This is a genomic window from Xylanivirga thermophila (genome assembly GCF_004138105.1).
GTDB lineage: Bacteria > Bacillota > Clostridia > Caldicoprobacterales > Xylanivirgaceae > Xylanivirga > Xylanivirga thermophila.
This window is the reverse complement of sequence record NZ_RXHQ01000009.1, coordinates 19,495-32,386: the sequence shown is the minus strand read 5'-3', so window position 1 is coordinate 32,386 and position 12,892 is coordinate 19,495. Positions and strand designations below refer to the sequence as shown.

Annotated in this window: 10 protein-coding genes; all 10 read right to left on the bottom strand. The window is 30.3% G+C overall.

The annotated features are described in order from the left end of the window. Positions 1-11: 11 nt before the first annotated feature. Positions 12-350: a hypothetical protein gene (locus tag EJN67_RS06345; RefSeq protein WP_129723512.1), complete on the bottom strand. Its 339-nt coding sequence runs from the start codon at positions 348-350 to the stop codon at positions 12-14. 88 nt (positions 351-438) lie between these two features. Further along, positions 439-648: a DUF7713 domain-containing protein gene (locus EJN67_RS14590; RefSeq protein ID WP_449353842.1), complete on the bottom strand. Its 210-nt coding sequence runs from the start codon at positions 646-648 to the stop codon at positions 439-441. Positions 649-723: 75 nt separating this feature from the next. Then, positions 724-1,020, bottom strand: a complete 297-nt coding sequence (locus tag EJN67_RS06340; protein ID WP_129723511.1) for a DUF7686 domain-containing protein — start codon at positions 1,018-1,020, stop codon at positions 724-726. Positions 1,021-1,234: 214 nt separating this feature from the next. Then, complete coding sequence (locus EJN67_RS06335) at positions 1,235-1,549, bottom strand: hypothetical protein (protein ID WP_129723510.1); 315 nt, start codon at positions 1,547-1,549, stop codon at positions 1,235-1,237. Between the two features lie 15 nt (positions 1,550-1,564). Then, positions 1,565-3,712, bottom strand: coding sequence for a DEAD/DEAH box helicase (locus EJN67_RS06330; RefSeq protein WP_129723509.1), 2,148 nt, complete (start codon positions 3,710-3,712; stop codon positions 1,565-1,567). Positions 3,713-3,723: 11 nt separating this feature from the next. Beyond that, on the bottom strand, positions 3,724-5,049 hold the full coding sequence (brxD, locus tag EJN67_RS06325) for a BREX system ATP-binding protein BrxD (RefSeq protein ID WP_165000773.1): 1,326 nt from the start codon (positions 5,047-5,049) through the stop codon (positions 3,724-3,726). Beyond that, on the bottom strand, positions 4,997-7,471 hold the full coding sequence (locus EJN67_RS06320) for a PglZ domain-containing protein (RefSeq protein WP_129723507.1): 2,475 nt from the start codon (positions 7,469-7,471) through the stop codon (positions 4,997-4,999). The genes brxD and EJN67_RS06320 overlap by 53 nt, the downstream gene beginning before the upstream one ends. 23 nt (positions 7,472-7,494) lie before the next feature. Then, positions 7,495-11,640, bottom strand: a complete 4,146-nt coding sequence (locus EJN67_RS06315; protein ID WP_129723506.1) for a hypothetical protein — start codon at positions 11,638-11,640, stop codon at positions 7,495-7,497. A gap of 16 nt (positions 11,641-11,656) precedes the next feature. Beyond that, positions 11,657-12,115, bottom strand: coding sequence for a hypothetical protein (locus EJN67_RS06310; protein ID WP_129723505.1), 459 nt, complete (start codon positions 12,113-12,115; stop codon positions 11,657-11,659). Then, a complete protein-coding gene (locus EJN67_RS06305; RefSeq protein WP_129723504.1) occupies positions 12,112-12,867 on the bottom strand; it encodes a hypothetical protein in 756 nt (251 codons plus the stop codon). The genes EJN67_RS06310 and EJN67_RS06305 overlap by 4 nt, the downstream gene beginning before the upstream one ends. Positions 12,868-12,892 lie beyond the last annotated feature (25 nt).

Genomic DNA, 12,892 nt, shown 5'->3' with positions numbered 1-12,892 from the left:
AACTTAACCCCCTATTCACCCCTATGCTCAATATAATGCTTCTCCCGTAGTTCAATTATCTCTTTAGCATGATTATAATTTGTTTCTGATAAGTAATACCTTAATGCGTACTTAATAATATCTTGGTAGGTGCAATCATGGCTCCTTTTAAAATCTTCAATTGCTTCTCTATCAATTTCAGGCAACTGCCAAGATATAGACTTTAGGTACTTTTTTTCTTCATATTTTGTATCTACTTCAATGACAGAATTAGATTTTTTAAGCAAGCCATTATTATAATTTTCTATATTACGCCGTTCTGCTTCCAACATTTCCTGTAATATTTTATCTTGTTCCTTTGAATTACCCATGTATATCAACCTCACTATGTAAAAATATCCTTAACCTAGTCATTGTTTTACTTTCTTACATTGATACCCTTAATTCAGATATCACACCCTACTCAGTAGGTTCTATAATTTCTAATTTAAAATTCCATCCTTCGCAGGACATCATCATTATACCGAACTCTTCTAGGCTATATTCCTGTCCGTCTATAATAAATTTGGGCATATCAGTCTCATACCTATCATCCCACTCAATACGCCCTTCTACTAGATTATCTTTAAAAGAGATAAGTTCATGTCCCCGGAATACTTCTCTTTTTATGTGCTTTTGCGATAATCCTTTTTTTATCTTTTTATAAAGCCTTTTTAAAGCATCATTTGAATCTTCTTCAAACTCTTAATGTATCTCAAAGGAATATCCTACTTTATCTTCCTCAATAAATTCTATAGCATCCCAACAAATACCTGTTGGATGAATCTTCTTTCCTATTTGAAAGCAGTGGTCTATACCATCACAATCTTTAAAGGTTGCTTCTTTTTCAAAATCCTTATAGTCTTCAACTCCAAGCATATCTGCCGTATATCTATTGTAGCAATCTTCGCATATCAATTGAGATGGCTCATCTTCTTTTATAGTTAAAACAACCATGCCATGCCCGCCAGAGTCTTTGCCGCACCACTGACACCTATTCATGCAAATTATCTCCTTAAAAAAACCTTCAATCTCTTTCTGTCACTTCCATAAATCCAATAATAAATACTGCTGATTTTCCAGAAGCAATACTCATTCCTTCTTTTTAAATAGTCTAAAACAGTATTTCCTAAATCTTCCTTTCTGCTTCGGAATATCTTTATTTTCAGCAAATTCTTCTTTTCTACCCTTACAGACAAAAGGAGAGGTGCAAAATCTATTTTACATCAAATCCCTGCATTCTTAACCTTCTTAACATTTCTTCTTTTCCAGCACAGCGAAGCATCTCTTCCCAAGTCTTAAATTTTGTTTTCTCACGAACTATTTTATCAAGTTCCTCCTGAAGAAGATTCTCGTAATCCTCTTGAGTGTTTACTTCAAATCCACCAAATTCAAAAAAATCTTCTATACTACTGAAATCCGTATACTTCCTCATAAAATCCAGATTAAATAATTCATTAAAACTTGCATGGCCATCTGCTTTTTTAAATTTCTTTTCAAGTTCTTTTAATTGTTTCTCAATATTTTTCATAGAGACCCTCCTTGCTTAATAATAGATTTTTAACACCTTAATTTCACTATATCTAATAAATTCTCTTGTTTTCTTAATGTCATAAATGTAGTCAAATAACTGTTTTCTCCTTAATTCCTGGGGTAAATATTTTTGAAATTTCGATATATTAATATCAGGTACTTTTTCAATTAATTCTGATATTTTTTCTTGCCCAAAGTAGTTTGGACTAGTTCTAATCTTTTTTATTTCCTCTAATATAATATTAGAATCAATTTTAAATTCTTTATCTCTGCATCGGAGTTTAAATCCTTTCCAAGTTAATCCAACAATATCATAGTATATATTAATTAAAGATAATGTTGTTGCTAATGTATAATTCACTCTATTGCCTGCGTATGTATAAAAAATATAATCGTTTTTACTTTCCTCAATAAGTATTTTACCTCTTTCTAATCCAAAACTTTTTTCTTCATAACGAATTTCATTTAACATATCAAGTTCCGTCTTATTTAAGAAATTGTATGCCTCATTTGAAGTTAGTACATTTAAATACTCTTGTGCCAATTCAAATGATACAAAACCACCTTCAGACATCCATTTTGGAGGTTTTGCATATTCGGCTTCAATAACATGTATAAAACCTCTATCATAATCAATTTTATCCGTCTGCCAGCATCTACCTGCAAGCACAAACTGAAAATTATCTCCTAGTGCATTTACAAACCATCTTTCTAAATTTCCTATAGGACGATTTTTATATTTAACTGTAAACTCTTTATTAGTATCGAAAGCAGAGTATAAAGTTATAAAATTTCGACTTCCAAACTTTTTCTCTGTTTCAGTATCGATAAATACCTTTCCTCTTTCATACATCAAATACTTGTTCTTAATCATATACTTAACTAAAAATATAAAATCCTCTTTAGATACTTCTGAAAATGAGTATACTTTTTTAAATAATTCATAAATAGATTCTAAATCAGTTCCCATAGTTGACAGGGTAATTGCCAATATCTGTTGAAACAGAATATCATAAGCATTCCTTACAAGGTAAATATCTTCCACCCATCCTCTAATTGCTAAATTCAATATTGCAATTGAGAAAACAAGTTTTCCCTTATCTGTAGGAAAAAACACAAAATGTGCAATGCTGTTTTCCCTTCTTCCCGTTCTACCAAGTCTTTGCAAAAAGGAAGATACAGAATTAGGTGAATCTAACTGCAAAACAATATCAAGGTCTCCTATATCTATACCAAGTTCCAGTGTGCTTGTTGCTATTATAGCAGTATTATTGCCCACCTTAAATTTTTCTTCTGCAATTTCTCTAAAATATTTATTAATAGACGAATGATGCACATGACAATCTATACCATTACCTTCAATAAACAGTTTTAATTCTTCTGCTGCTGTTCTGCTATTTGAAAAAAATAGTGCCTTTTTACCAAAAATCCTTTTTGCAATATCCTTCTGAAAATCATCCTTTGCTTCATCCACATATTTTATTTCAATTTTTTTAGGTTTCTTTTCTTTTGGAGGGTTAATTACTATTCCTTCTCTAGTACTGCTTCCGTGCATCCATTTTAGAATTTCATGCGGATTTCCTACCGTTGCTGAAAGTCCTATACGTTGTATGTCAAATCTTGAAAATGATTGGATTCTTTCCATCACAGCCATCAGGTGTATTCCTCTTTCGCTGTCAGCAAATGCATGTATTTCATCTATTACTATAAATCTTATATTTGCCAAAAGTTGCTTTTTATCAATTTTTTGACTCATCAAAATAACTTCCAGGGACTCAGGTGTAATCATCAAAACTTGAGACGGGTTTTTATAAAACTTTTGCTTTTCGCTACTTTCTACATCACCGTGCCATTTAAAAACATCTGAATATACAAAGGAAGAAAGTTTTCCAAGCCTTTCTTCCTGATTATTTAATAGTGCTTTTATTGGTGATACATAAATAATAGATATAGGTTTTAAATTCTCTATATACATTGCATTTAAAACTGGAAGAAAAGCGGCTTCTGTTTTGCCTCCAGCAGTAGGTGCAAGAACAACAATATTTTTACCATCTATGATTTCAGGAATTGTCAACTCCTGCACCGGTGTTAGATTTCTCCACCCTAATTTTGTTATAATTCCATTCTTAATTGGTTCACATAAAAGTTTAAAATTACTCATATCCCTTCCACCTAAAAGTTAACTATGTGTGCAGTTTCCTTTTCCACTTCCACTGCTCTATTTATTATTTCGTCATTAAATTTAAACTGTTCTTCTGGTATATAGTCATCATACATCTGAGCCTTATCTAATGTATCAACGAAAATTCTTAAAAACCCTCTTGGTCCTACCTTGATTTCCCCTCCAAATCCCGAACTCACTTCCATCACAAGTTTTTCTATAAAATGCTCTGTAATTTTTGATTCTGGTTGCCAGTTATAAACTTGTCCATGTATTTGCTTTACTTTTTTAGATACCTGAATTAGTTTATCGCTGTTAAATTTCTCAAGATAAATTACTGGTTGTCTCAAATTTCTATGTTCTTCATCTTTTTTCACTTCTACTCTTTGATGAATAGGCTCATAACTTTTAAAACCTTTCTCACTTTCCATCAATTCTTCCGTACCAGTATACAGGAAGTAGCAATTTGGAAATCCTCCTCTATCTGCCTCATCAATAAAAAGCCTTAAATTTTCATATGCGTGGTCTCTCATATCTTTTCGTGGAAGTTTTTGAACCGTTTCTACCTCATCCAATATTATTACAAGTCCTTCATAACCTGTACTCTTTATCATATGAAGTAATGCCCTAAAAAACTCAAATGAATTTTCTTTTTTTACAGAACCAGTTACTCCTACTTTTCGTTTTAGTTCAATGCCAATATTTTCACCTTTTAACCACCCCACGGCAGCCTGTGCTAATATAGTATCACCTTTATATTTTGCATTGTAAAACGCTCGTATTGAGTTGGCAAATGAAGATGCTATTGAACCTACTATGAGCAACTCCTCATTTATCTTTTTGTCCATAGCCGTTTTAAACTCTTCCTCATTATCTTCAGGTGATATTCCTTCAATTTCAGAAACTTTATCTTCTAAATCTAAAAGCCATTCCTCGAGAATTATAGAAAAAGCAGGTACCTTTTTATTATCTACGGTTCTTAATCCCCCCATTATTTTTCTATATAATTCTTCAAAGTTATGCAATGGGGCTTCAGAGGATATGACAACAGAAGATACAACAAAATTTTTGCTAAATGCCATTTCTCTAACTGCTGTACTAAAAAATGTTTTACCTGAACCATAATCCCCTATAATAAACTTAAATGCACTTTTGTCTTTCTTAACATATTCTAACTGGCTTTCTACCTCTTTTAATTCTGCATCGATGCCAACGGCAATATTTTCCGTTCCTTCCGCTGGAACAGTGCCATTACGAAGTGCATTTATTATATCTTTAAGAATTTCACTCAAGCCATCCACCTCCAAATAGATTTTCAGTATTAATTTTATAAACAACAAATTCCCCTGCTGCTGTTGTATCTATTATTGTGATTCCTGCCCTTTGTAATTTCCTAATAAATCTTCTCAACATACCGTCAATCAATCCTGCACTACCAAATTGGTTTTTAAATAATTTCTCAATATCCGTTGTATTAAGAGTACTAAATTTATATAAATTGGCTAAAAATACCTGCTCCTTATCACTAACCTTAAACGGTAATTTCAATCTCTTACCATCATGTAAGATTATTGTTTCTCCCTTTTCATCGATTGTTTTCGTTACTGTATATGAAGTAAAATGATTATTTGATAATGGTCTAGCATATATAAAGGGAACGATTACTTCTTCCATACTACATCCACCATGACTATAAAAATCCTTTTCTCCACCTCCGGTAAAATAGCCTCTATTGGTATATGAAAATATATAGTTATCAAGTGTTATACCATCTTCAAATTCTTTAGGGTATTTTAATTCTAAAAACCTTGATTTTACAGTTGTTAACCCATCTATATCTTTAACGTTTATGTATTTATCTAAACGCATCATGCCGTGGTCTGCTGCTATTATAATACTTGCATCATCAGGTATCTTTTTAACGAGGTTTTTTATACTATTTTCAAAAACTGTGTCCTGTTTAGCGTAAAATAAATATAAATCCTCAGTAGCCTTGTGTCCGTCTTTATCAAACATGTTATATATAAAAATATTAATCTTTTTATCTAGAAGCAGGTTTTCTTTAATATCATCCTGCTTTAAATAGGATTCCGATTTGGTCATATAAGTAACATCCGCTTTATTATTATCTATAATATTTTTATATATGGCTTCCCTAGATATCGATGTGATAGACGGTAAAAGTGAAAAAGATGATTTAATCCTTGTTTCACGACTTAATAAAATATCTTCAAAATACTTGTAAACCACATTATCCCATGCATCATATCTCATTCCATCAAAAATGATAATAAATATCTTCTCATCCTTTAAATCTATTAACTTTTCAATATCATTATTTAATATGGGTCTAGATGGTCCATATTCAGTTGTTAACCATGAGTTATAATTTTTGATATAGAATTCTGCAAAGGATTTTCTATATTTATTTAGAATGTTACTAATTCGCCTATCTAAAGCAGCGTATCTACTCTTTTCTATTATATTCCATTCATCAGAAAATCTCACTTTACTCAATAGATACTGCAAATTTAAAAGTTTATCTCTATACAATTTCACCCAATCAGTATATAGATTTAGACTTAGTATTTTTGCAGAATCTTTTTCAATTTCTTCTATTGTAGATACAAGTTCAAAAAAGTCATTAAAAAAACTCTTAACCTTATTTGTGTTTTCAGTTGCATAGGGTATATTTTTTAGTGTTTCCTTCACTTCTAAAAGATTTTCCAAGTTGTATTTAAACACTTTTTTAAACCCTTCAATATTAAAGTCTTTTAAAATATTTTTTATCCCATCCAAAACACAAATATAAGAAGCAATATTCTCTTTAATAAACTCCAGATGGTTCTGTTCTACAGAATAAAGGTCTATTCCTGAATCTAATACCCATTTTTCCGCTCTATCTTTCATAGATATAAATAATTTTTTGTCTTTCTTTTCAATAATCTTAGCCAGTGTGACCAAGTCATTATAGTATTTCTCGAAAACTTCCACTTTGATAAATTCTAGCCCTATAACCTTTTTTATATTATCTCCATTTAACTTCTTGAAAAAGTCTAATACATAGCAAGTCCACATCAGTTTTTCAAATTCATTAAATATCTCTTGATGAACTACGCTGTGCATGAATTCCCCGCCATTATCATAAAAGACTTTACAAAGTAGTTCTTTTATATTTGTCACATAATTCTCTTGATTAATTCCACCATGCAATTCTATTATGTTTTTATAAAATATATAACAGTCAGCATCTCCATTAATCGATATAGCGTCCATGTCATATAGGGCAGATAGGATTATCCTATCTATCTCTTCCATGTTAATCATATTCTTCTTAAACTGTTTCCTATAATGAATAAGTTCATTAAAAATATTCCTAATGTCAGAGACATTATAATGATTTATTCGTTCATGCCATGACAAATCTTCTTCTACAGTATCCAATACATCTTTAATATCTATATTATTTACTCTTCCACCATCTGCTCTCTTAATAAAGTCCTGAAGTTTTTCTTGTAATTCCTCATGCTTAAGGAGAAGGATGTATCTATCTTCACTTTTATGTTTTATGTGTTCATAATTAGTCCTAAATAATACATTTTCTTCAATATGTACTAACCTATAAGGATAGATATAAACATTTATCTCCTCAATACCATCCATAACACCATTCTTATCTAGAAACATCATAAATGGCTTTGAAAATGTAGTCTTTTTTTCTGTAAATCTACCAAGATAATACTTATAAGTATCCTCCATTATACCCCTCTTTTCGTATAAACCTATTTTAAGTCAGTTAACTTAATATAATGAGTATCACTAACTTTATCATTGCCATTAATGTATTTAATAAATTTATCAATTAACTCTCCCTTTGAAATTGGCTTATCCTTAAACATTTCAATAAATTTATTAATATCCCTTATTACGATATCAACATTAACGGTTAATGCTTCATTTATAAAATGAATTATATCTGGATTTGCTCTGATAAAGCCCTTATAATTTGAACCCTTATCTTCATCGAGAGGTATCAAATACATTCTTTCAACTTTTTCTGTCATATCAAGTTTTTTGCCAATCTCTCTTAGATAGTTCATATGCTTATAAATCTTTTGTCTATTAAATTCGCTATTTAAGGCATCAATATATCCATTAATGGCATTAGATATCCCTTTAATAAATTTTGATTTATCTTCAACGTACTTCTTTGTGCCTAACTTAAACCCACAAACACAGCCTCCTTCTCCTTTTTCTAATATAGTTAAAGGTGACCTATGGCACACTTTTTCTAATTCTCTATTGATATCATTCGTTATATTTATATAATCATAATCCATATTAATGTTTTTAATTTGGCTTATCATGCCAAGGAATTTATAATTATCATCCTCAAATATTGATTCTAATTCTTTAAATTCTGGCTTTTCATTTTGCTCAAGATGCTCAATCACATATTGTTTGTTATACTCTTTTCTAAAATTTTCATAGGCCTTGATAACAACTTCACTCTTGTTCTCAAAAATGAAGTCGTCTCCGCTTTCTAATTTCTTTAGAATCTCATTGTAACTATCTTTTAACCATTTATAAGAATCGTCATCTGGAATAATTAAATTTTCATTTTTTAATTCTACATTTACCTTTCTAAGTTTTATTGGATAATTGTTAAATTCTCCTGCGTTTATCCAATTTATAACCCTATTGTAATCCTCATATAAAGCCTCAATAATATCTCTACCATTTTTTCTTTCAAGTAACTTTTTATTAAACTCAATAAAATATTCTAGCCCATCCTTTGAGTTGTTTTCATCAGAAACCGCATCCAACATAATTGTAAATTGGTTTATTACTTCATAGGTTTTTTCAAAATCATTTTCTTCAATTTGCATATTTTTAATAAATTCATTTAACTCTGATTTTATTTTCTCAATATTTTCTAGAGTCTGTTTCTTAAAACTAAGCATATCTTCCCATAATTCTTCCTGGGCAGCCAAATCTTCTTTCTCAAAATTCCTATTTAGAAATATTTTAGAAACTTTCATTAATCCTTCATAATACTTACTATCTACAAACTGCCCTAACCTAAATTTTTGTGTGGAACTATTCAAAGGTAGTTTTATTTGATTTATATTTAATCTTTCATCCCCTTTAATAGGAATCAAATAACCTTTTTTAATCATTAAGGCAAAAATTATCTCCACTGTATTTTTGTCTGGTCCAAAAGTTGATTTTCTAACTTTTTCATATAGTTCCTTATAGGTTATCTCGCATTTTTCCTTTACTTCATCGATAACAAATTTTACTAATTTATTATTTTTACTATCTAACGAATATTTAATATTATCTCCAGAAAAACTAACATCTCCAAACTTTTTGATTACATTATTAATTATTTTAGAATCTGTAGAAGTTAAGGACAACCTATCCTTGTTGCTAAATAAGAAATCCCTTATAAACTTATTGCTACTGACATCGGACAAACTTATATCCTCGTCTGGCTTGATAAACTGATTATCCTTATAAACCTCTTTCAATATTTTGTTAACAACAGTCTGAATAATTTTAGAAAAAGATTCCTTGCTATATGCAGCAATACTTATATCTATCTTCCCGTCTATATTATAGAATGTACCGTTTAAATATAAGTTCTTTAAAATCTCTCTTACCGCATCTTCTTCCTTATAAATCATTTCTTCAATTTTTTCTTTTAATTGCAATGCATCAGGAGAAGCAGAAATCCCATATTCTCTCTTATAATCCTTCAATACTTCAAGATGGGCATAATATTCTTTTAAAATATTTAACTGCTCCATCCCTTCTTCTTTTCCAAGTGTATCAGAAGGTAGCCAGTAAAGAATACATTTTGTTATACGTTTCTCTAAATCTTTTGTGTAATTATCTTTGTAATTTGCAAAAAGAGCAAATGTAGTTTGCCCGTCTCCACTTAAACCTATCAATTCCCTGTCAAATGCCTTTTTTTGTTCATCAATTTCGAAAAACGTTCCTATGTTTATATAGTAGTCTATTTCAGATTGCTTAAGATTAGTAAGCGCACTCTTTACATTATCCTTTGTTTCGCTCTTTATTAGGTTATATACCTTAACAATTCCTTTTCTGTTAGTATCATTCCATTTAATATTTACTTCTGTAGGTTCTTTATAGGAATTCAACGAAACAGGCTCTGCATTAAGTACATCCATTAAATCATCAACAATAGAATATACATTTTCGTCTTCAAGTTTATCCAATACTTTCTTTGTATCTTGGCGAATTTTTGAACTTATTCCTAGGTCTTTATTAATGAAATAGATATTTTCACTTTCACCTGTATTACTTTCCTGCTTTTCTATATATTTTCCCTGTTCATAAATCTTTGAAAGAATTGTATCTACCTTGAGTTCTGCAAACTCTCTTTTCATTTTTGGATACTGAATCATATTTGTCAGGTCTCTAACTGTATAATTTTGTTCCATATCATTAATTTTTAATATAGTCATTACATTAATCAATTTTACTGCAATATCTTTTTCTTCCTGGTTGTCATTAAAAATAACATCCAATTGGCCCTTTCCTCTTCCTTCCCCTCCCATAAAATAATTATAGATATCATCAAAATAAATCCTTTTATCCGATAATTCTCTTATTCTATCTTTAAAATGATGTAATATTTTGTCAGGAGTAACTAAAGTCAGATAATCTCCATCTAGTACCCCTTTTATATTTCCACCTTCCTCAATATTACCCCTAACTTGACTTAAAACGAAGTCAACAATAGACCTCTGCCTTGACAAAAAGCGAAGCGATTTTGATAATACCTCCAAAGTATCAGGATGCAACGGGTATATTTTCATAAACTTATTCTTATCAGACTTCTTAAATCCAGAATATTTTTCTTCAAGGGTAAAAAATATTTCTTCTATCTTACTAGGATTCTTTTTAATGATAAGCCTCTGGTCAATAATATCCTCAATGTCCTCTACTGTTAACTTGAACCTGTTCTCGAAAGGAAATCTATCCTTCATCAGGTCATAGACCCCAGGTACCCTTACTTCATTAACATCCTCTAAAAATGCTCCAACTAGCCATGCTGGTATTATTTTATCCTCTTCTCTTTTTTCCGCATTTTCTAAAAACACCTTTAAGAAAAGTGCATCATCCCTTGCATCTGTGCCTCTATCGTTCAAATATTCCGATAATTCATCAATCAAAATAAGTACACCATCATAATCTTCTTCATATAACCATTTGAAAAAATAATCCTGTTTGTCCTTTCTTCCTCTATCTGGGTTAAAGAACCTTATGTCATATTCTGTTATAAATCTCTTTATAAATTTTGTTAACGTTCTTGACCCGACATTAGCCTTCAAATCAGCCCAACTTACAAACTTTTCTTTAGAATCAGTTCTTGCAAATTCATCTACTTTTTCTTTATATTTTATATTAGATACAACAGCATCCTCAAACTGTTCTATGTAGTAACTTTCATCGGTAAATGGAAAGCCTGAAATATTTTCAGCGGTTCTAAAAAACATTCCTTCAAGTGAAATATTGGGTCCACCTTCTTCTGCAATAATTGGAACTACAAATATCTTTTTGTTTTCAAAATATTCCTTTGCATCATCTATTGTCTTACTTTTTCCTTTCATTAAATCAAAAAATTCATTATTGCTCATTAATAAACCAAGAACAGACATAAAATGGGATTTACCACACCCAGGTAGACCTGAAATTAAGAATCCGTGTCCCTGGTCTTTAAAATGAGTAATCTTATAAAAAAATCTGCTAATATTTTCTTCTACATTGTTTGTAATAACGTATCCTTTTAATAAAGATTCAATCTTATCTCTATCTGCACCCTTAGAAATATTTTCTGTTAATTTAACGATGGTATCTATCTTCGGAACTTCAACAATATCCCTAATTTTCATTATCCCCTATCCCCCTTTAAACAATCTCTATGTAATCATAGGCTTTAACTGGCATCATATTTCTATATTCATTAGGCACAATAACAATAACCGTATGCTTTTTTAAAGTTACTCTAGCAAGAACCTTAATCCAATCCGTACTTTTTTCAGATAACAAAAATTCTAGATGGTCAAGTACATATACGCTATTAGGGTTATTTACAAATTTCTCATTTATAAGTTCTTCAATAAAGTCTTGCGCATCCTCTGAAAACTCTTCTGGATATATTCTATATTTAGATATGGAGCCTTCCAGTATTTTCTGTTGTAAATATAAGCCAACATCAATATAATACTTACTATATTCATCTTCATATCTACTTTTAAGAAAACCAATTGCTGCTCGTGTTTTACCACTCAAATGTTCACCAAATAAAAACAACAACTTTCTTTTATCCATACTTCTTATTTTCTTTTCAATTTCTTTTTGAATCATTTAACCACCTTCTCAACTAATTGTTCAAGGTTGTCATATTTAAATTGGTATTGAGAATTATCTCCCATTATGTAGTTCTCAATATACCCTTCATCCACCATCCACTTTAAATATTTATTAATTAATGGTTCACTCATTAAAAAATACTTAAATACATCTGCATTAAAAAACACATCTGCTCTCGGCATCTTATTATCTTTAATTTTTCTAAACTCATAATATAAGCAAAAAACAAGCGTCTCATTAGTAGGTCTAATATTCCAATTCAACCTATACCTTTTTTCATTCGAAACTTTATCACAAACTGTATTTAAGATTCCAAAGTCTTTTAGTATGTTAACAACAACATTAAAAGTTTTTTCAACTGAACTCTCTTTTGCATCAGGCATTTTTAATCTGAAATACTCAAGTAAATCCTTACTTGAGATTTCATCCATCAAATCCCCTTTAGCAAATGATTTTACGCAATCTCCAACACAAATATGCTTTGTACAGGTAACATAATAAAGTACTTCTTTTTTAGACTGGTAATTAATTATTTCATTTATATACTTCAGTAAAGGAGTATATATTATATCGTCCCCTTCAGTTTCAATAAACCGCTCAAAAAATCTTCTTCTGTATTTCAGTGATGTCTTTTCTCCAAAGGGCATCACTGATTCAACATACTGACTTACTGATTCTTTATTTCTGTCCTGTTCTATATATTTTATGCAACTTAATGTTTCTTCTACAGGTACCCTCTCCGACAAAGGCAAAAACCTCCGTAAATCGCTC

Excerpts from the sequence above, each read along its gene's own strand:
- EJN67_RS06345 (WP_129723512.1), bottom strand. The coding sequence starts at position 350 with ATGGGTAATTCAAAGGAACAAGATAAAATATTACAGGAAATGTTGGAA.
- EJN67_RS06340 (WP_129723511.1), bottom strand. The coding sequence starts at position 1,020 with ATGAATAGGTGTCAGTGGTGCGGCAAAGACTCTGGCGGGCATGGCATG.
- EJN67_RS06335 (WP_129723510.1), bottom strand. The coding sequence starts at position 1,549 with ATGAAAAATATTGAGAAACAATTAAAAGAACTTGAAAAGAAATTTAAA.
- EJN67_RS06330 (WP_129723509.1), bottom strand. The coding sequence starts at position 3,712 with ATGAGTAATTTTAAACTTTTATGTGAACCAATTAAGAATGGAATTATA.
- EJN67_RS06320 (WP_129723507.1), bottom strand. The coding sequence starts at position 7,471 with ATGGAGGATACTTATAAGTATTATCTTGGTAGATTTACAGAAAAAAAG.
- EJN67_RS06315 (WP_129723506.1), bottom strand. The coding sequence starts at position 11,640 with ATGAAAATTAGGGATATTGTTGAAGTTCCGAAGATAGATACCATCGTT.
- EJN67_RS06310 (WP_129723505.1), bottom strand. The coding sequence starts at position 12,115 with ATGATTCAAAAAGAAATTGAAAAGAAAATAAGAAGTATGGATAAAAGA.